Here is a 19,394-nt window from a genome sequence, read left to right as displayed (position 1 = left end):
GCGGGGCCGGGCGAGGGTCGCCCCCCCGCCCAGCCCCGCACCCGGTCACTCCTGCTCGGCCGCCGGCAGCGCCAGCAGCTCGGGTAGCGCCAGCCGACCGTCCCGGTAGGCCGCCGCCACCTCCTCACGGCCGCCCTTCTTGAAGGTCAGCGTCGTCGACGGCGGCGGCGGCTCCGCGACCTCCACGAAGTCGAGGACCCGGCCCGTCTCGCCGTCGACCACCGTCCCGTCCGACTCGACCCTCATCCGGCCGAGCAGCGCCTTGCGGAACGCCGGCCGCACCGACTCCACCGGCTCGGGCACGGCCGCCTGCACCTCGGACGGGTGCTCCGCCTTGCAGTACGCCAGGAACCCGGCCTCGTCGACCACGAGGCCCGTCTTCGGGTCGGAGAGCGTCACCTGCGCCACCGGGCCGTCGTAGCCCGGCAGCCGGACCTCGATCGTCTTCACGCCCAGCGCGCCGTTCAGCTCGACCAGGCGGCCGTCGGCCTCGCCGCGGGCCACGTTATAGACCTTCTTCACCTCGTCCATCAGGGCCTTGAGCACCGCCGCCCGCATGGCCGCCTGCTGCACCGTCATCGGCCCGCTCCCGCCGCCTCAGGCTGCCGGCCGTTGGCCGATGCGGCACCGGCCGCGTCGGTCAGCGCCTGGTCCAGCTTCTCGCCCGGCACCGGCAGCGGCGCGTTCCTGGCGGCCGCGATCTCCGCGCCCCGCGCGTCGAAGGCGGTCCGCAGCTGCTGCGTCTTGCCCAGCCGCTGCGCCCGCTGCCACAGCACCAGCAGGTCCTCCCGCGAGGCGCACGCCGCGAGGGCCGCCGTCCAGTCGACGTCCTTCGGCGGCTCGCCGTAGTCGAGCCAGTCGAGCAGCTGCAGCGCCAGCTCCGACCCCGGCTTGTGGATCACCTGGTCGGCGAGGGCGTCGCACCGGCTCTTCGTCACCCGCAGGTAGTGCTCCTGGTCGATGTCGCCCACCAGGTCGAACTCGTACTCCAGGCCGTCGCGCTGGTCAGGCTGCATCCCCAGCTTCGCCACCTTGGCCTTGCCGTCGCTGCCCTCGACCAGCTCGTACCGCTGCTTCGACCGCATGCACACCACGACGTGCCCGGGGAAGCTCATCAGCGCCTCGATGTACGCCCGCTCGATAGGGCGCACGTCCTTCCAGCCGTCCATCGACCGGCCGCCGTGGTTGCGGGCGAACCGGTCGACCAGCTCCAGCACGCCGCCCGGTCCGAACCAGTAGTGCGACAGCGAGTCGACCATCAGCCCGGTGAACCCGGCGACCGCCGCCTCGTCGATCAGCTCGACCAGCTCCCGCGGGTCGTACCGCACGGGGCTGACCTTCATGAACCCGTAGCCGCCGGCCTCGTCCGGCGTCATGTCGCCGACGCCCGGCAGCTCCGGGTTGACCGCGTACTTGTCCGCCGAGTCCCGCTCGGTGTCGATGAACGCGATCCGCTCCAGACCGTCCGCGACGGTCCGCGAGCCGGTCAGCGTGTAGAGCAGCTTCAACCCGGTCAGCGTCTTGCCGGCACCGCTCGGCCCGGCGAGGGCGACCCGTGCCTTCGCCTTCTTCCGGCTGGCTGGCATGAACCTCGAACTCATGTCGTTCCTTTCCACGTGAACGAACGTCCTACATAGACTTTATACGGTCGCGGTCAGGGACTGCGACCCCACACCCTTGACCGACGAAAAAGCACCCGCGCAGCCCGCGCAGGCCTCACTCCCGATAGCGGCCGGCAGGCCGCAGTCCGGGTACCGGCAGATCACCGGCTCGGCCAGCTCGGTGCAACCCGTGCCCTCGCGGTGCCGCCAGTCGTCTCCGGCGGCCACGAGCACGCCGCTGCACGTCGCGCACTGCGCGACGTCGACCGGCGCGAGGTACACCCTCACTCCCCGATCACTCTCCTTCCCTTCTCGGGCACGGCCCGCAGCGCGGGCCCGTGCAGCGGAGCCGACTTCCTGCACCCGGGATAGGCACAGGAGCCATTCGGCCCCTCGACGTACCGGTGGTCGACACCGCTCGCGGCGCGGACGCCAACCGGTTCAGGTTCCCTGTATGTCTTGCGTCCGCGTGGCGGACCAACTCGGTCCGCCTGGCGGACTAGTTCTAGTCCGCGACCCGGACCAGAACCGCCCATCGCTGGTCCGCCCACCGGACTACCAGACCCGGGCGGTTCGGGCACGGCTGGTCCGGCACGCGGACCAACTAGCCCCAGCTCGGCGAGCCTCCGCAACAGCTCCGGCGGCACCCCCATGCGGTACACCGTCCGGGCCTTCTTGCGCCGCGCGTCGGCCACGCTCGGCCGGTCGCGCCACACCCACTGGCCCTCCAGCTTGTTCAGCCACGCCGCAACCGTCGACCGGGCGAGCCCGGTCGCCTTCTCCAGGTCGGTGAGGCTTGGCGTGAACTGCTCGGGGATCGTCGCCGTGGCCGCGTCGGACCACGTGAGCAGCGTCAGGACGAGCTGCCGGCCGGGAGGGTCGAGCATGCAGAGCTCGTGCCTCACCGCCCTCTCGACCGTCCACCGGTCCACCATGCAGGCGGCCTCTCTGTGCAGCGCCGCCAGCGCACCGTCGCCCGAACTGGCGTACGATGCGCGTGCGACCCGTTCTCCGTTCCGGGTACGTCCACTTCGGCCCCGCCAGATGACCGCCTGGCGGGGCCGAGACGTTTTCCGGCACCCTACACCCGCCATGTACGGCCGCAATGGGAACCAGCGTGTGCATACCTACGCCGCCTCGTCGGCCTCTTCGAGGACATCCCACGGGTCCCACACGATCTTCCGGTTGGTCTTCTCGGCCCAGGCGTAGATCGTCATGAGCTTCCACTGCGGGTTGTTGCTGACCTCGCCGTCCTCCTTCGGCAGCTGGCCCTTCGACCGCCACTGATACGGCGTGTTGTCCTTCACGCCGAACATGCGAACCAGCTCCTTGAGCCCCACCATCGAGGGGATCTCCACCGGGCCCGGGGTCATCAGGTCTGCCGCGATCCGCCGAGTGACCGCCTTCAGCTTCGCCTGGTTCACCTTCACTGTTCCTCTCCTCCCACGGCCTGGTGCCATACAAGGTCAATGTACGGCACCCGCCGGGGGCGGTCAGGCCGCCACCCGGGCGGCGGCGTACGGCGCGCTGCGCAGCAGATCGCGCGCCAGGTCGAGCAGCGGGCAGCATTCGAGCAGGTGCACCCGCCCGTCCGAGAAGATCGACGGCGGCTCCAGCGGCACCTCGTCCAGCAGCCGCACCGCGGACTCCCGGGCGATTTCCTCCGCCACCTTGTCGTGCATCCACGTCGGCACCAGCGCCCACCGCACGCCCTGCTCGGACAGCTTCGCGGCGACCCACCGGCTGGCCATCGGGTTGCGCTGCGCGTTGGCGACCAGCAGCACCAGGTCGCACTGCCGGGCGACCTCGACCTGGCCGGCGTCCAGCGCCCTGTCCAGGTCGACCACCTTCACCTCGGCGGCGTGCCGCTCGACCGCCCGCAGCGGCCGGAACGGCTCGTCGACCACCCGCAGCTCGTCGGCCGGCGTGCCCAGCCGGTCGTCCACGCCGCCACGCCCGACCGCGTCGACGAGCAGCGTGCGCCGCCCCTCCTCGGCCCCGACCAGCCCCAGCGCCACCACCAGGGACGTCGCCCCGGCGCCGCCGTGGCCGCCGACCACGCCGATCCGCACCTCGGCCGCCTGACCCTTGGCCGCCTCGGCGACCAGCTGGCGGACGGCTGGCGCGCCGGTCGACAGGTGATACACCGGCACCTCCGGGTACTCGGCCTGCCAGCCGCGGTACACGGCGGCCAGCCGGTCACCGTCCAGCTTCTCCGGCGCGACGACCACCATCCGCGGGTGCGCCGGCATCCCGGCCGCCAGCGTCAGCACGCGGGCGTCGATCAGCACCAGCGGTGCGCTACGCCACCGCGCGACGGTCGGCTTGCCGACCACGACGTCCACTTCGGCGTCGCCGAGGGCGTCCACCACCTCGTCCACGTACTCGTGGCCCCAGGCCACGAGTAATGCCTTGCCCATCCAAACCTCCTGTTGAGGGCGACGATTCATACAAAGACATTGTATGTGAATCAAGGCGTGGCGTCAATGTTTTATGTACGTACGGTGCGGTGCTTTGCCCGCCGCTCGACCGGGCCGCTATGCTGGTGTCTCCACGTGAACGCAGCGCAGCCCCGGATTTCGCGGTCCGGGGCTGCGCTGTTTCCAAGGCCAGGTCAGCTGGCTACGGCGTCCGCCTGACCCGGTAACCGCCCAGGGCCGGCAGGGCACCGACAACACCCTTACGCGTCGATGCCGAGTGCCTGTCACAATCCACGCCGTGATCAGCCCTTCCACTGTTCCCGAAGGTGGCGCGACGGGTCCGAAGAAGGATCCGAGGCCGAACTGGCCTTACGTGCTCGCCACTGTGCTGCTCGTTGCACCATGCGCCGCGGTACCGAGCGAAACCATCTATCCCGGACCGGGCTGGCTCAACCTGCTGAAGCTCATCGGGGGGATCGTCTTGGCGCTGGCTGTCGGGCTCACGATCGTCGGGATTTGGGGTGGTCCGCACACCGGCGATGGGAAGGAACCCAAGTCGGCGGTGCCGAGCCGTGACCGCCCCCCGCTCCCTGCGGCGGTGGCAGCAGCCGACGAGCCCGTCGACGAACCGGAACCAGTAGCGGCGGCGCCGGACGGTGACCGCCCACAGCCTCGGGAGGTCGTGGGACCTGCCGAGCGGCCCGTTCATGAGGAGGAACCGATGGCGGACTTCTTGCGCGATGACGCCCGTACGGCCTGGGCCTACCGGAGGTACCTGGCCCAGCGCGCGCCCGGAGGGATCAACGCCGAGGTTGGTCGTCGGCTCCTATCCTCCCTCGAGCCTGGCGACCACGCCGAACTCATCGCGGATGCCATCCTCAGGAAGGATATCGGTGTGCTGGACGCGGTCGGCCTGCCGAGACCGGCAACCGCCCCGTTCGTCGCCGTCCGCACTCTCCGTTCCTGGATCTTCATCGACCGCTCAACGGGCCTCGCCACCGTCTTCGCCGGTGAGGCCTGGGGTTACATGCAAGCCACCACCAGCGGGGGCACCATTTGGCCGAACACCGGCTGGGCAACCGTCCTGCAGAGCGCGGACAAACGGTCGTACGGCGTCAAGCTCTTCCTCGATGACCGCGACGGGCCTGAACCCGACATCATCGAAAACGGTGCTGGCAAGCACATCCTTCGTCTGCCCGAGGCTCCCGCCGTGCCTGTCATGCCGGACCTGGAAGCCCTGCCGGCGGTGGTAGAGCCCGTACCCGCGGTTTTCCTGCCGGCTGACTGGCAAACGGCCGAGGAGATTGCGTGCGCTCACATGCGGAGCCTCGGCTTCTCTGACGCCGAGACGACAACCAGCGGCCGGGACGGCGGACTGGACGTCGTAGCGGACAGGGCCGTCGCTCAGGTGAAGATGCTCGCTCAACCCGTCGGTGCCCCGCCCGTCCAGCAGTTGCGTGGCACGCGGCCCCACGTCGCGTACCACCTCTTCTACTCGACATCGGGCTACACCCCTGCCGCCATAGCCGCCGCAGGCGAGATTGGGGTGGCTCTGTTCAGGATCGGACGGAACGGTTCGGTCACCGAGGTCAACGAACAGGCGGTGGCGCTGGTCCACGCCGGGGCTGTCGACGACGAGGACCAGGTACGCGCAGCACGGGGCCGGTCGGCGAAGCATCTCGTCGAGGAGTACGCCCAGGCTGTGGCAGATCGCATCATGCGTGCAGTGAAGAACACCAGCCTGGACAAGGCGCACGAGATGGAGACTTACGAGGGGCAGGCCAAGCGGGCGGGAGGGTACCTGAAGCGGGCGCTCGACAACCTCGAAGAGCAGCCCTCCTTCGGATCGCTGAAGTCGGCGCTCATCTTCTATCACCACACCGAGCTCTTGGCGCACGTCTGGTTCCAGGAACTGAACGTCCCCTACCCCGGTGGTGCCGGTGATGTGGAAGCCGACTCGCTGGAGTCCTATTACAGCTAGGCAGTGGGGCAGTTCGTTGTCACGGTACCTGCCGGCGACGGTAACGGGTGGTCGCCCGCGCGCGGCGACCGGCGGGTGTTCAACGGGATCGTGTGGAAGATCCGGGCGGGCGCGGCGTGGCTACCGCGCCCGCCCGTTACGGTCCTGGGTTACTGCAGTGGGTAGCCCTTCGGGGCGCTGGCTAATAGCCGACCTCCACGACCACCAGCCCGCCGAAGCCCTTACCGCCCGCGCGGGACGTCACGCTGGCGATCGCGCCCGAACCGCCGCCGCCCCAACCCTCCGCGTTGTTCCCGTTCCCGTTGACCGACCCCGACGCGGGAGCACCGAACCCGAGCAACGAGTTGCCGCCCCGGCCGCGGAACAGGTGCCGGTTGTCGAGAGACCGACCGTAGTCGCCGTGCTCGCCGGGTGAGTTCAGAACGTTTCCGCCCGTCGCGGTGCCGCCGGCGCCGCGACCGCCCACCGTGTCCCCGGCGTTCGCCGCCGCCGGGCCGCCCGAGCCGCCGCCGCCGGCCGTCCACAGCCCACCGAAGCTCGTCGCCCCGCCAGCGCCGCCACCGCCGAACGCGCCACCGGCGCCGCCGGCCCCGACGGTCACCGCCACCTTCGCCGCCAGGTCCGCGGCGGCGAACAGGCTCTCGCAGTAGCCGCCACCGCCGGCGCCGCCGGCCGCGCCGTTGCCGCTCGCCGCGCCGGTCACCCCGCCACCCCCGCCGCCCCCGCCGACGCCGTAGGCCCGGATCCACCGCGCGCCCGCCGGCACGGTGAACGTCCCGTTCTGCGTGAACGTCTGCACCAGCGCGTCGGACGGCTCGCCCGGCGCTGGCGTGCCCACCCAGCCGACGATGTGGTTTCCGGCGGGCGGCGTCTTGAGCACCATCACCCTCGCCCGAACCGCCACCGGCCCGATCATCGACGTCACCCGGATCGCCTGGCTGTCGCCATCGTGCAGCGCCCGGATCGTCCCGTCGGCCGCCACGCTCGTCACCGTCGCCGGCCGCAGCCGCCACACCAGGCCCAGCCGGACCGCCCGGTCCAGCACCGCCTCCGCGAGCGCCTTCACCGGCACCGCCAGGCCCGACAGCTTCCCGTCCCCGCTCACGCCTGCCCGCCTTCCGTTTCCGGGTACGCCCGCCGCAGCGTGTGCCGCATCTCCCCGCCCGGCACCAGCGGCATCGTCCAGCCGACCTCCAGCCACCGCGCCCCGTCCCAGCGCACCACCTCGTACGCGTCGTGCCGCGGGTCCACCGGGGTGCTCAGCTCCACCACCTCGTACACCGTCTGCTGGAGCCCCAACGTCCGCGCGTACACCGTCGCCTGCGCCTGCGAGCGCACCTGCACGTCGACCGTCTTCGGCAGCACGAACCCGCGCTGCGCGATCGAGTGCGGCGCCGACGCCGGCACGTCGTACACCCCGACGACCGGCTCCGCCTCCTCGCCGGGGTCGTTCGACACCACCACGAAGCGGTTCGGCGCGGTCAGCAGGTCCGTACCCCGCGAGATCGACCCCCGGATCACCCGCCGGGAGGCATCCAGGTCGATCGTCACCGCCTCATCGGCCGGGTCGAACGCCCGCCGCATCCGCAGCCAGCCCCGATGGTCGAACCACGGCATGAAGTACCCGCCCGACGCGGCCAGGTCCCGCAGCGCGTTCGCCCGCGACGTGCCCGGCGACCAGGCCGCCACCGACGTGAGCTCCGTCGCGTCGACCACCAGCTGCCCGATCGGCAGCCCGTCGACCAGCCGCGCGGCCACCTGGTCGACGAGCTGCCCGCCCGCGTCGAAACCGACGTCCAGCTCCTGGTCGACCACGAACATCTCGTCCAGCAGCGTCAGCGGCGCCGTCGACCCGGCGCTGGTCACCAGGTCCGACGAGTCCGACACCAGGTAGCGGCCCAGCCGGTACGACGAGCCGTCGCCCAGCACCATCCGGGGCGCGATCCGGTCGGTCAGCTGGTTGATCCGCTTCGCGTCGTCCACGCCGAGGGTCACCCCGGACAGCCGCCGCGGGATCGTCGACGTGCTGTCGTGGCTCAGGCTCGGCGGACTGTCCCGCAGCGGCGTGAGCTCACCCCGGCGCACGCCGGTCGGCCCGTCGATCAGGTCGAACCGGAACGACGCCGACCGCTGCCCGCGCCAGCCGGGCAGGTCCAGCAGGTCAGGCGACGGCGCAGATGCCACGACCGTCCACCTCCCACGTGTTGCCCTGCGCGTCGACGAACCGGGCCGTGCCGGCCGCCTGGCCCTCGAAGTCCGGCGCGGCCAGCACCAACCCGTCGACGCCCCGGCGCACCTCGGCCCGGGCCACCGTCACGCCGCCGGTCAGCGTCAACGCCAGCCGCCCCGCGTCCACCGTCGGCGGCTCCGGCGCGGCGACCGGGCCGCCCAGCTCCGTCCACGTCACGCCGTCGTCCGAGCGCCAGAACGACACCACGCCGTCGCCCACGAAATCGTTGCGGTACACCGCGCGCAGCCACCGCCGCTGCCGGGTCACCACCAGGTCCCGCGTGTCATCGCAGCCGGTGAACCCTGCGCCGCCCCACAGGTTGAGGCAGGTCCGCACCTGGTCGGCGGTCAGCTTCCAGCCGGTCGCCCCGCTGTCGTCGGTGCGTGACAGCTCCGCCGTCCACTCGTCGCCGGTCGGCCGCAGCTCCACCCACACGTCCAGGTCGTTCGACGCCGGCTGCCGCACCGACAGGTCGCCGACCTTGATCGTCGGGGCCGCGTTCGTGTTGCCGGCCGTCACCACGCCCCGCACACCGACCTGCCCGGCGCCGGCGATGGCGCTGTCCTTCGCCGACTGCTCCCACCGCGCCATCTTCTGCCCGTCCGGCCACACCGCCACCCGGACCGCCCCGTCGCGGACCTGCAACCGCATCCAGTACCACGGGCCCGCCTGGTAGCCGAGCAGGTCGATGCCGTTGGTGGCCCGCACCGTCGCCAGCGCCGTCACATTCGTCAGCGCGCCGCCCACAATCCGCTCGATCGCCACGCCCAGCTTGCCGTCCGTCTGCGCGGCAAGCCGGGCCCGGTAGTGCGTGTTGGCGTTGGCGTGCCGGCCGATCAGGTACGCGTTGATCGGCTGGCCCGTCGCCACGGCGTTGAACTGGAACCGCGCCTGGACGTCGACGTCCTTCCAGCCCGCGCCGACGACCGCCGTTCGGGAGCCCCCGCCGGCCACGTTGATCGTCGCCGCCTCGGCGGCCACCGAGTAGTCGGCCGCCGCGCCCTCGATGATCGCCCAGCCGTTCCCGAGGCCGCCCGACACGTTCCGGTTGAACCCGTCGGAGAACACGACCGGGGCGAGGCCGGCCGCAGGCACCGGCGCGGTCGCCGTCACCGACGACACCTGGCCCTCCGGCCGCAGGCCCTCGCACGCGGCCGGGCCGCCGTCCAGCGGGGCCGGCGTCGCCGTCACCTCCACCACCTGCACCTGCGCCAGCTGGAGCTGCCCCGCCTTGCGGCGCTTCACCGACGCCGACGGCACCAGCAGCGTCGACAGCCACCGGTTGTGCAGCTCGTCCCGCACGCACACGTACGGCACCGTGTCCCACGCCAGGTCCCGCAGGTCGGTGAAGCCGCGGTCCATCGTGTCCGGCGGCACCGCCGCCACGTTGACCAGCACCGTCCGGGTGAACTCGACGCCGCCGCGCTCCAGCGGCCGGAACGCCGTCCGGAAGTCCCGGTCGAACATCTCCTGCAGCTCGACCTGCCCCGCCTCGGGGAACACGAACTCCTCCACCGACGACCGGTCGAAGTTCTCCACGTACGCCAGGTTCCCGGCCGGGTTGTGGTTGCTGGTCAGGATCAGCACCCCGGTGCCGACGTTGCGGCCCTCCACGCCCGGCACGGCGACCGTCGCCGCCACCGGAGGCGACCACGGCCCGGCGAGGCCGAGGCGGTGCACCATCCTGATCCGGTACCGCGACTCGACGCCCACCCGCCCCTCGTAGTCGTCGACCGCCGTCACGGACGGCTCGACCACCTTCGCGATCGTCTCCCACTCGTCGGCGGCCATCGTGTCGTCCTGGCGCTGCACCTCGTAGTGCCCCCAGCCGCCCACCACCGCCGAGTTGACCGCCGTCCACGACAGCCGGTGGTAGCGGATGCCGGTCGGGATCTTCGCCGCCGGCCGGTCGCACTGCTCGTCGACGACCCGCAGCGGCTGCACGGCCGGCTGCACCGCCAGGCCGGTCACCGCGTCCATCTCCTGCGCGAACATCAGCGTCAGGTCCGCCGACTCGTCGGACTGCCCGTCGATGACGGCCCACGCGGTGCGGCCGCCGTACCCGGTGTCCGCCTCGGACCCGGCCGGCTGGGTGCTCCACGGGTTCGCGTCGGCGCCGAGGACCTGCCACGGCGACTGCCCGTCCGCGCTGCTGGTGAACGTCCAGTACGTCGTCGCGCCCAGCCCGTCGGACAGGTACGGCGGGTCGAGGCGCACCGTCACCTCCCGCCAGCCGTCCGCGATCTCCGGCAGCGCGTCGAACTCCTCCACCGTGACCCGCGCGATCGGGCCCAGCCGCCGCGTCGTGTCCAGCTCAGACACCTGCGCCAGCTCCAGCGGGGCCCGGGTGCCCGGCAGGTGCCGGGCGTAGAACCGCACCCACACCCAATCCGCCGCCACGTCCTCGACGAGCTGCTGCATCGTCCAGCCCACCGGCGTCAGCTTCGACACCGTGGCCACCGCCTGCGTCACGTAGCTGTGCGAGCTGAGGTCCGGGTTGCCCGGCGCGCTGATCCCGGTGAACAGCACCACCGACGGCAGCTCGTCGACCGTCTCCACCGTCGGCGTCTGCCCGGCCCGCAGCGTCTTGCGCAGCAGCACCCCACGGTGCGCCGGGTACGGCTCGACCGGCCCCAGCCGGTCCGCCTTCACCGGCACCGGCGACGCCACCGACAGCTGCCCCGCGTACGCCTGCCCGACGGTCACCGCGTACTCCCGCCCGCCGGTGAGGTCCACCGAGCCGGAGAAGTTCACCGCGTCCCAGACCGGCACCTCGTAGTAGTAGCCGCCGATGTAGTTGGCCCCCTGGGACAGGTCGACGCCGCCGCCGCCGACCCGGTTCTCCTCCCCGTACGACACCTCCAGCGCGAGGTAGTGCACCTGGAACACCGCGGTGGCCGCCGCGTTGGCGGCGACCTGGAGCCGCACGTTGATGTTCGTCCCGCCCGACGCCGACAGCGAGGGCAGGCCCGCCGGCGGGTTGCCGGTGCCGGCGAGGTTCCGCGCCCGCCACGGCACCCTGCCCCGCTCCGTCGTCGGTGCCGCCGCCGTGTTCCACCACGGGTTCAGCTCGCCGAGACGCGACCGGCCGATCGCCGTCACCCCGTTGTGGACCGCCGGCCCGTTCAGCGTCTCGTCCATCAGCCAGTTCACCCCGGACGACGGGCGCTCGAGGCCGAGGGTAACCGCCGGGGCCAGGTCGGCGAACGGCCCGCTGATGACGTACAGCACCGTCACGTCGAGGATCCGCCGGCCGTCCAGCTTCGCGTGGGTCAGCGACGAGTTCGTGTCGAACCAGAACCGGGCTGCCGCGTTCGGTCCCGTCAGCGTGAGGTGCCGCGGGTCGGACGGGTTGCTCACCGCGTCAGGCGGCGTCGCCGACCCGCCGGCCAGGGCCGCGCCGGTCACCAGCGCGCCGTCGCGCACCGGGATGGTCAGCTTCCGCACCGGCCCGGTGCCTGCGACCTGACCCGCCGGGTACAGGTTGACCAGCAGCTCCTTGCGGTTCGGCAGGCCCGGCGGCGGTGACGCCACGTGCAGCCGCACCCGCCGCAGCCCGCTGCCGGCCGCGTGGCTGGCGCGGGCCCGGAACGTGTAGCCCACCTCGCTGCCCGTGTCGAGCAGCACCGTGTCGGCCACCAGCGGCGCCCACTGCATCCCCAGCACGTAGGGCCGGTCAGGGTTGTACTCGCCCACTCAGATCGTCCTCACGGTCGTGGCCACGTCCCTGCGGGCCAGCGTCTCCAGCACGCCTTCGCCGACCGCCCGGCCGGTGTCCAGCGCCTCCTGCCGGGTCGGCAGGACACCCTCGAAGGTCACGCGGATCGCGTCGCGCCCGAACACCACCGACGCGCCGCCGCCCGGCTCGCCGAGCAGCCGCATCAGCCCGGACTGCTCGGCCAGCTCCCGCGCCCGACGCGGCCGGGTCAGCGGCACCACCACCTCGTCGCCGGCCTCACCGCCGACGAACAGCGTCGGCCGCCGCAGGATCGCACCGTTCGCCAGCATCGGGATGCGCGGCAGCGACCCGGGGAGCTTCGCGTCGATCGACGCGATACCCGAGTTAATCTTGCCGATGACCCGGTTGATGAACCCCTTGATCGCCGACGTGATCGACCCGGCCACGTCCCCGATGAACCCGCCGATGTTCTTCAGCCCGTTCATGAACCCGCCGATGAGGCTCCGGCCCGCCGACACGAACTTCCCGGCCAGCCCCGCCAGCCGCGACGGCACGCTGCTGATGAACGACACCAGGGCGCTCACGCCCCTCGACGCCGCGCTCTTCGCCGCCGCCCACGCCGACGTGAGCGCCCCGCCGAGGACCCCCGGCAGCCGCGACAGCCCCGACATGATCCGGCCGGGCAGCCCGGTCACGAACGACACCACCGCGGTGACGCCGGACGTCGTCAGCGCCTTCGCGCTGGCCCACAGCCGGGTGAAGAACCCGGCCAGCAGCCCCGGCAGCGCCTGGATCCCGTTGAGGACCAGGCCGGGCAGCTGCGTCACCGAGAAGATCAGCAGGCCGATCCCGACACCGACCGCCTGCAACCCCATGTCCAGCGCCGACGTGAACAGGTTCCACAGCATCCCCGGCAGGCTGGCCAGGAACGAGCCGATCTTCCCGGGCAGCTCCGCGAACCACTGCCCGATCGACTGGAAGAACCCGACCACCGCGTTCCACGCCGACGAGAACGCCCCACCGATCGCCGAGCCGACCCCGGCCCAGTCGATGCCCGCCAGCCAGCCGGCGACCCTGCCCAGCCACTCGGCCACCCCGGTCAGCGGCGACAGCAGCCACGCCAGCGCGCCGGCAATCGCCGAGATCAGCGGCGCGACCGCCTGCGCGACCAGGAACTGCAACAGCAGCGCCCCCACCTTGAGCAGCGGCGCGACGAGCTGCACCGCCACAGCGGCGAGCTGCGCCACCAGCTGGATCAGCGGCGTCAACGCCACCACGATCTCGACGAGCGGCGGGAGCAGCGACACGATCGTCGGGATCAGCGGCATGATCGCCTGCACCAGCGTCCCGATCAGCGGGCCGACCGCGGCGAGGATCGGCGCGAGCGCGGTGCCCAGGGCGGCGACCACCTGGCCCAGCGGCGGGCCCAGCTGGGTGAACAGCTCGGCGAGCAGCCCGGCGACAGGGGCGAGGACCGCGGAGAGCGTTTGACCGATCTGGAGCAGCACCGGGCCCAGCGCCGACACCAGCGGTCCGAGCAGCGGGCCCAGCGCGTTCAGCGCGGTGGCCAGCGGCCCGATCAGCATGGTGATCAGCTGCCCGATGACCGGCAGCAGCGGCGCGAGCGCCAGTGCGATCGACGCGATGACCTGACCGATCGGGCCCAGCGCCGGGGCGAGCGCCTGGATGCCGACCGACAGCGCGGAGAACACCGGCCCCAGGGCGGGGCCGAGAGCGGCGACCGCCGGCCCGAGCCCCGACGCGAGGGCCTGCAACGCCGGCACGACCGCCTGCGCGATCGGCATGAGCGCCGGCACCAGCGACTCGCCGATGATGCCGAGCAGCGTCCCGAACACCGGTGACAGCCCGGCCGCCAGGGTGCCCAGCGTGGCGAACAGCCCTTGCAGGGCCGTCCCACCCTCCGCCGACGACAGGAACTGCCGCAGCGTGCCGGTCACCGTCACCAGCGTCCCCAGCAGCCCGCCGCCGCCGGCCTGCGCGTTGGCCGCCGCGAACACCGAGCTGATGATCGACCCGACGTTCACCGCGACCGCGCCGAGCTGACGCATGACGCCCAGCGCCGCCTGGATCGCCGCCGCCGCCTGGCCGCTCTGCGCCATCGACGACAGCCACGTCCCGAACTTCACGCCCAGCCCGCCGGCCACACCGGACAGCTCGCGGATCGTCGGCAGCGCCACCACCGCCAGGTCGCGGAACCCGGCCAGCACCGGCCCCACCGAGACGCTGAGGTTCGCCACCGAGGCGCGCGTCGTGTCGAGGACCCCGCGCAGCACCGACACGGTGGCGCCCCGGCGGGCGAACTCCAGCGCCTGCCGTGCCGCCTTGCCGTACTCGGCGGCGACGCCGGCCAGGCCCACGCGCAGGTACCCGGACAGCGCCGAGGCGGTCGCCTGGATCTGCCCCACCAGCGGGGCCGCGAACGCGTCCTGCGTCGCCGTCCTGATCGACGTGAGCGCCGGCTGGATCGCCAGGAACTCCCGGGCCACCCGCTGCGCCTGCGGCGACAGGTCCTCCAGGGCCTTCTCGAACTTCTTCATGTCGCCCTCGACGGCCGCGGAGAACGCGTCCCCGAGGCCGGAGATGGCGACCTTCAACGCCGCCATCGCCGACGCGCCGACCGCCATCGCCGCCGGCAGGGCGAACGCCGCCCCGGCGGTCTGCGCCAAGGCGGCGGCCAGGCCGACGACCTGACCGGCCGATGCGGCGGCCGCCGCGCCGACCCCGGTGATCGCGGTGACCTTCAGCGCCTTGGTCAGTCCGGCCTTCAGCTGCGGCGCGAACTTCCGCACGTCGCCGATGATCTCGATATACGCCTTGCCCAGCGCCACGCCCCCAGCGTAGACCGGATTCAACGGTCGCAGTCTCTCACTGCGACCGTATGGCGATGTGGACAGACGAAGGGCCCCGGTGACGCAACCGGAGCCCTCCGCGGGCGCTCATCCAGCGAGCCCGACCCGTCCCGCGCGCCGAGTCTTGCCGCACAGCCTAGCCACCACGCCGGGCCAGCCGAAAGCCTCACGCATACCGCCCCCCGCCGTCGCCGCGTACCCTCACGGCAGGCCGCGTGCCAACCTGGCACCGTGCCAACGCCCGGAGGTGCAGCACACGTGATCAGCCCCCTCGCCCGACGTCTTCGCCTCGGGCGCGCCATCCGCGAGCTGCGGGAGGCGAACGACATGACCGGCGCGGCGCTCGGCCGCGAGGCCGGCCTGGACCGCACCGCGGTGTCGAAGGTGGAGAACGGCGAGCGGCGGCCGCTGGACACCATCCTGCGGATCCTCGACGTGTTGCTCCCCGAGAGCGACGACCGCTACCGGGCGCTCCAGCGGGTCGCCCGGGACGGCCTGGCCAAGGGCTGGTGGACCGAGGCCAAGTACGCCGCCATGGGCGACCGGCAGGCCCGCACCGCCGACATCGAGTGCGGCGCCCGCACGATCCGCGAGTACCAGAACTCGCTGCTGCCCGGCCTGCTCCAGACCGAGGCATACGCCCGCCACCGGGGCCAGGTCGCGCTCGACGACGGAGCCGACTTCGACCTCAACGGCACCGTCGCCGGCCGGACACGCCGGCAGCTCCAGATTTCCGGCCCCGACGGGTCGGAGTACGACGTCGTGCTGGAACCGCAGGCGATCGAGCGGCTGCCCGTGCCGCCCGCCGTCATGCGGGAGCAACTGCACCACCTGCTCGCTCTGGCCACGACCAGGGAGAACGTCAGCGTCCGCATACTGCCGGTTGACGCCCGGCTGGGACGCGGGTACGTCCCACGCTCGCCGTTCTCCCTGTACGCCTACCCGGACCCCGAGGACCTGACGCTGGTCGCCGTCGACACCGTGACGACCGACCTGCTGGTCACCGAGGCCGAGGAGGCGCAGCGGTACGCGCGGCTGTTCGACCAGCTGCGTGACGCCGCGCTGTCCCCCGAGGCCAGCGCGGACCTCATCCAGAAGGCGGCCGACCTGGTGGCCGCCGAAGCCTGACCCAGGGAGTCACCATGAGTGATCTCGCTTTCCGCCCCTGGCGGAAGTCCACCAAGTCCGACGGGGGCCAGAACTGCGTCGAGGTGTCCGACGCCGTTGACGGCAGCACCATGCTGGTCCGCGACAGCAAGGACCGCTCTGGCCCCGTCCTGACCTTCAACAGCGCCGGCTGGACCGCGTTCATCGCCGGCGCGAGGAAGGGCCAGTTCGACCTGGCCTGACCGACCGCAGCACCCCAGAGAGGGGCCGGCACCGCACGGTGCCGGCCCCTCGCGCGTCCACGACCGACACGCCGAGTCAACTTCCACGTTCCCCTTGTGACATAGACCGGCTCCGTGCCATGCTGGCACCGTGCTAAACAGCACGGTGCCGAGGCGGCACCGTGCGGCAAGTGACCACCATCGAGAACCGCACCCCTGGGGGCAGCTCATGGTCCAGTCAGGACACGTGCCACACGCAGCACCACCACCGTCCACGCTGGTCGCCGGCGACGTCCCACCGCCGCCGCCCGGCGAGCTGGTCCCCCACGAGGGCTACATCGTCTTCACCGGCCGGGACCACCGCGAAGCGTTCGCCGGCTACGTCCTAGCCGTGCACCTGCCCGGCTCCTCACAGATCGAGGTGCGGGCCTGGCCGCCCAAGGTCAAGGTCCACCGCCGCTGCACCTGGTGCAGCTCCCCGTTCCCCTGCACCGCCGTGCAGTGGGCCACCGGAGCCCTGAACTCGGAGGGGCCGGCGGGCCCGGCAACCCCGGCCCCTCCGCACGCCACCGCGCAGCCCAACTGGAACGCGCCCACCGAGATCATCTGGCCGGAAACCGGGCTGCTCACCACCCCCGCCCAGCAGCTCCGAGGCAACGGAGGCCGCCGGTGAACCGCCTCCGCACCGCGACCCGGCTGCCCGCCGACATCATCACCACCCTGCCCGGCAGCGTGCTCTACCGCGCCGCCGTCGACAGCTACCTGCGCCACCGGCCTGGACCGAACGGTGTCTGCTCCTGCGGACAGCTCGGCTGCCGGTGCCGCTCCAACGCATCCCGAGTGATCGAGGCGGCAGGGGTCGAGCCGTCGTCCGTCACGGCCGCCGACGCCGCGCCAAAACCGTGGCACGAGCGGCCCGTTCCGTCCGCCGTCCCCGCAGGGGGTGCCGGGGCGGCGCAGTGGCCGGCAAACCCGACGGGCGTCGCGTCAACTCCCGGCGTGGCCCGGCCGGCACTGGCCGGGGGGCAGGCGGGGGGTGACCGCCGCCCCCCGGCGCACGGACCGCGATGAGCCAACCGACACTGCGATCCCGCATGACCGCCAGCAACGACCCGTACCTGCTGCGCCTGCTGCTCCACTGCTGGCACTGCGACCTGCGCCTCGTGCCCGTCAACACCACCGAGTTCGACGAGGAGCAGCAGACCCACGCACCCAAGCGCACCTACAAGTGCGGGCTCGGCTGCCACAAGCAGCTCATCGACGCCGCCGCCATCGAGTCGAAGACCTGGACCGCCGCCGAACGCCGAGCCACCCTCACCGACATCCAGCTCGCCTACCGCCAGTCCGTGCTGGAAATGCTGCTCGCCAAGGTCGTCATCGGCCCCACCGAGGCCGACATCACCTACACCTGGCGCATGTAGACCCCCGCCGGTCACCGCACCCGCGCAGTTCACGCGGTGACCGGCGGGCCTCAGCCACCGTGCGACGCGGTTCCCCCCGTGCTCGTCGCGCGGCGAGCGGACCGGCTGTCCTCCAACTGGTGCGGCGGCGGGCCAATCCGCTCACCCGGGCGGGCGCGCCGCCCAGGACAGCACCCGGCGCGCCCGCCCACCTTCCAGCCGCCCCGCGCCAGTCACCCCGGGCCGCTACCGTAGAGCCGCTGTCCCCCGACAGACGATCACTGCCGTCGGGAGGACAACCAGTGGACATCATCAGCCGCGCCGAATGGGGCGCCCGCCCACCCGAGTCCCGCTCGACCGTGCCCTGGTCGAAGCGGACCGTCTTCATGGGCCACTACTCCGCCGCGTCGGCGACGCAGACCCCCCGCCAGATCCAGGACTACCACATGCGGGTCAAGGGCTGGTCGGACATCGGCTACAACTTTCTCATCAACTCGATCACCGGCGTCCTTTACGAGGGCCGCGGGTGGAACCTGCTCGGCGCGCACTGCTCCGGCCACAACACCGAGGCCATCGGCGTCTGCATCATCGGCAAGGACCAGCCCGGCCGCCAGGACGTCACCGACGCCGCCCGCCGCGCCTTCAAGTGGCTCTACGACGAGGCCAACGACCGCAAGGGCAAGCGGCTCCAGCTGCTCGGCCACCGCGACCGCGGGAACACCTCCTGCCCCGGCGACGAGATCTACGCCTGGCTGCACGCCGGCCTGCCCATCGTCGGCGGATCCACGCCCGCCCCGCAGCCGAAGCCGCCGGCCGCCGGCAAGCCGGCACCAGGCACGCCGATCGCGTTCCCGTTGCCCGCCGGCTGGTACTTCGGCCCGGCGTCCGGCCCCGACTACAGCGTCTCCGGCAAGTACGAGCGCTACTTCAAGGGCCGCACCGACCGGGCCTGGCTGCGCGAGTGGGCCACCCAGCTCAGCCGCCGGGGCTGGTCGATCGGCAAGGGCAAGCGGTGGCTCGGCGGCGCCGGCAACGACGGCATCTACGGCCCGGAGTACAAGGCCCTCGCCGAGGCGTTCCAGCGCGACCAGCGGCTGCGCGTCGACGGGCTGATCGGCGTCGCCAGCTGGAACGCCGCCTTCAAAAACCCGGTCACCTGAGGCGGCGACGATGGAGCCCGTGCTCATCGCCGCGCTCGTCGGCGGCGGGTCGGTCGCGGGCGCCGTCGTCGACCGCGTGCTCACGGCGGTCCTCGGCCGGCGCAAGGAGCGCACCAGCCTCGCCGACTACGAGACGCAGATCGCCGAGCGGCTGCTCGGCCGCATGGACGCCCAGCTCTCTGGCGCCGAGACGAAGCTCAGCCTCGCCGAGACGCAAATGGCGGCGGCCAACCTGACCATCCACCAGCTCCACGAGGAGCTGGCCATCACCAAGGCCGAGGTCGCCCAGCTCCGTGCCGAGCTGGCCGCCCGGCAAACCCTGGCCGCCGAGCGGGACAAGCTCCTCATTGAGAACGTCCAGCTCAAGGCCCTCATCCAGCAACTAGGAGGGAAGCTCCCGTGACCGTCAGCACCACGCAAACCCGCTACCCGTGGCGGGCCGTCGCCCGCACCACCTTCGCGGCCGTCGTCGCGCTGCTGTCGCTGCTGCCGACCATCGCCGCCGCCGCCGGCGTCGACGCGGTGCCGCTCGTCGCCCAAGCCCTCGCCGTCGCCGCCGCGGTGACCCGTGTCCTCGCGATCCCCGGCGTCGACGACTTCCTCCGCCGGTACCTGCCGTTCCTGGCGTCGGCGCCGGCCGGCGAGGCTCCGCCGCCGCTGCCCCGGCGTGAGCCCGGAAGCACCCTGTTCCGGGGCGACGGCTTCCGCAGATGACCCCGATGATG

Annotated in this window: 18 protein-coding genes; 9 read left to right on the top strand and 9 right to left on the bottom strand. The window is 72.4% G+C overall.

Going from position 1 to position 19,394, the window contains the following annotated elements; all coding sequences use genetic code 11:
• Positions 1-45 precede the first annotated feature (45 nt).
• From ACNAVT_RS15200 to ACNAVT_RS15180, 5 genes are all read right to left on the bottom strand, one after another.
• Positions 46-579 carry a hypothetical protein gene (locus tag ACNAVT_RS15200; RefSeq protein ID WP_416296728.1) on the bottom strand — a complete coding sequence of 178 codons (534 nt, stop codon included), beginning with the start codon at positions 577-579 and terminating at the stop codon, positions 46-48.
• Positions 576-1,601, bottom strand: a complete 1,026-nt coding sequence (locus ACNAVT_RS15195) for an AAA family ATPase (protein ID WP_416296727.1) — start codon at positions 1,599-1,601, stop codon at positions 576-578. The genes ACNAVT_RS15200 and ACNAVT_RS15195 overlap by 4 nt, the downstream gene beginning before the upstream one ends.
• Before the next feature lie 39 nt (positions 1,602-1,640).
• The gene (locus ACNAVT_RS15190; RefSeq protein ID WP_416296725.1) at positions 1,641-1,889 is read right to left on the bottom strand and encodes a hypothetical protein; all 249 of its coding nucleotides are present in this window, start codon (positions 1,887-1,889) and stop codon (positions 1,641-1,643) included.
• A gap of 839 nt (positions 1,890-2,728) precedes the next feature.
• The gene (locus tag ACNAVT_RS15185; protein ID WP_416285620.1) at positions 2,729-3,031 is read right to left on the bottom strand and encodes a hypothetical protein; all 303 of its coding nucleotides are present in this window, start codon (positions 3,029-3,031) and stop codon (positions 2,729-2,731) included.
• A gap of 63 nt (positions 3,032-3,094) precedes the next feature.
• Entirely contained in the window at positions 3,095-4,021 is a 927-nt protein-coding gene (locus ACNAVT_RS15180; protein ID WP_416296724.1) for a hypothetical protein, read from the bottom strand.
• 298 nt (positions 4,022-4,319) lie between these two features.
• Between ACNAVT_RS15180 and ACNAVT_RS15175 the strand changes: the two genes are divergently transcribed.
• The gene (locus tag ACNAVT_RS15175; RefSeq protein WP_416296722.1) at positions 4,320-6,002 is read left to right on the top strand and encodes a restriction endonuclease; all 1,683 of its coding nucleotides are present in this window, start codon (positions 4,320-4,322) and stop codon (positions 6,000-6,002) included.
• Between the two features lie 181 nt (positions 6,003-6,183).
• Here the strand turns inward: ACNAVT_RS15175 and ACNAVT_RS15170 are convergent, their stop codons facing one another.
• Genes ACNAVT_RS15170 through ACNAVT_RS15155 form a run of 4 tightly spaced genes read right to left on the bottom strand, consistent with a single transcriptional unit; the run spans position 6,184 to position 14,760 of the window.
• On the bottom strand, positions 6,184-7,107 hold the full coding sequence (locus ACNAVT_RS15170; protein WP_416296720.1) for a hypothetical protein: 924 nt from the start codon (positions 7,105-7,107) through the stop codon (positions 6,184-6,186).
• Positions 7,104-8,186, bottom strand: coding sequence for a hypothetical protein (locus ACNAVT_RS15165; RefSeq protein WP_416296718.1), 1,083 nt, complete (start codon positions 8,184-8,186; stop codon positions 7,104-7,106). The genes ACNAVT_RS15170 and ACNAVT_RS15165 overlap by 4 nt, the downstream gene beginning before the upstream one ends.
• On the bottom strand, positions 8,164-11,928 hold the full coding sequence (locus ACNAVT_RS15160) for a hypothetical protein (protein WP_416296717.1): 3,765 nt from the start codon (positions 11,926-11,928) through the stop codon (positions 8,164-8,166). The genes ACNAVT_RS15165 and ACNAVT_RS15160 overlap by 23 nt, the downstream gene beginning before the upstream one ends.
• Entirely contained in the window at positions 11,929-14,760 is a 2,832-nt protein-coding gene (locus tag ACNAVT_RS15155) for a phage tail protein (protein WP_416296715.1), read from the bottom strand. It lies immediately after the preceding gene.
• A gap of 279 nt (positions 14,761-15,039) precedes the next feature.
• Between ACNAVT_RS15155 and ACNAVT_RS15150 the strand changes: the two genes are divergently transcribed.
• The 8 genes from ACNAVT_RS15150 to ACNAVT_RS15115 all read left to right on the top strand — a co-directional run bounded on the left by ACNAVT_RS15150 (position 15,040) and on the right by ACNAVT_RS15115 (position 19,383).
• Complete coding sequence (locus tag ACNAVT_RS15150; protein ID WP_416296713.1) at positions 15,040-15,909, top strand: helix-turn-helix domain-containing protein; 870 nt, start codon at positions 15,040-15,042, stop codon at positions 15,907-15,909.
• Positions 15,910-15,923: 14 nt separating this feature from the next.
• The gene (locus ACNAVT_RS15145; protein WP_416296711.1) at positions 15,924-16,130 is read left to right on the top strand and encodes a DUF397 domain-containing protein; all 207 of its coding nucleotides are present in this window, start codon (positions 15,924-15,926) and stop codon (positions 16,128-16,130) included.
• Positions 16,131-16,356: 226 nt separating this feature from the next.
• On the top strand, positions 16,357-16,782 hold the full coding sequence (locus tag ACNAVT_RS15140; protein ID WP_416296709.1) for a hypothetical protein: 426 nt from the start codon (positions 16,357-16,359) through the stop codon (positions 16,780-16,782).
• The gene (locus ACNAVT_RS15135; RefSeq protein WP_416296707.1) at positions 16,779-17,180 is read left to right on the top strand and encodes a hypothetical protein; all 402 of its coding nucleotides are present in this window, start codon (positions 16,779-16,781) and stop codon (positions 17,178-17,180) included. The genes ACNAVT_RS15140 and ACNAVT_RS15135 overlap by 4 nt, the downstream gene beginning before the upstream one ends.
• A 23-nt stretch (positions 17,181-17,203) precedes the next feature.
• Positions 17,204-17,530, top strand: a complete 327-nt coding sequence (locus ACNAVT_RS15130) for a hypothetical protein (RefSeq protein ID WP_416296705.1) — start codon at positions 17,204-17,206, stop codon at positions 17,528-17,530.
• Between the two features lie 281 nt (positions 17,531-17,811).
• Entirely contained in the window at positions 17,812-18,669 is an 858-nt protein-coding gene (locus ACNAVT_RS15125; RefSeq protein ID WP_416296703.1) for an N-acetylmuramoyl-L-alanine amidase, read from the top strand.
• 10 nt (positions 18,670-18,679) lie between these two features.
• A complete protein-coding gene (locus tag ACNAVT_RS15120; protein ID WP_416296701.1) occupies positions 18,680-19,072 on the top strand; it encodes a hypothetical protein in 393 nt (130 codons plus the stop codon).
• Positions 19,069-19,383, top strand: a complete 315-nt coding sequence (locus ACNAVT_RS15115) for a hypothetical protein (RefSeq protein WP_416296699.1) — start codon at positions 19,069-19,071, stop codon at positions 19,381-19,383. Before ACNAVT_RS15120 ends, ACNAVT_RS15115 begins: the two co-directional genes overlap by 4 nt.
• Positions 19,384-19,394: the final 11 nt, after the last annotated feature.

This window comes from Micromonospora sp. SL4-19, from assembly GCF_047921475.1.
Taxonomy (GTDB): Bacteria; Actinomycetota; Actinomycetes; order Mycobacteriales; family Micromonosporaceae; genus Micromonospora.
The sequence above is the reverse complement of the archived record's forward strand: the minus strand, read 5'-3'. Positions and strand labels throughout refer to the sequence as shown.

Bases quoted from the DNA above. Each gene is read 5' to 3' on its own strand.
- ACNAVT_RS15130 (WP_416296705.1), top strand. From the start codon at position 17,204: ATGACCGCCAGCAACGACCCGTACCTGCTGCGCCTGCTGCTCCACTGC.
- ACNAVT_RS15195 (WP_416296727.1), bottom strand. From the start codon at position 1,601: ATGAGTTCGAGGTTCATGCCAGCCAGCCGGAAGAAGGCGAAGGCACGG.
- ACNAVT_RS15200 (WP_416296728.1), bottom strand. From the start codon at position 579: ATGACGGTGCAGCAGGCGGCCATGCGGGCGGCGGTGCTCAAGGCCCTG.
- ACNAVT_RS15120 (WP_416296701.1), top strand. From the start codon at position 18,680: ATGGAGCCCGTGCTCATCGCCGCGCTCGTCGGCGGCGGGTCGGTCGCG.
- ACNAVT_RS15145 (WP_416296711.1), top strand. From the start codon at position 15,924: ATGAGTGATCTCGCTTTCCGCCCCTGGCGGAAGTCCACCAAGTCCGAC.
- ACNAVT_RS15180 (WP_416296724.1), bottom strand. From the start codon at position 4,021: ATGGGCAAGGCATTACTCGTGGCCTGGGGCCACGAGTACGTGGACGAG.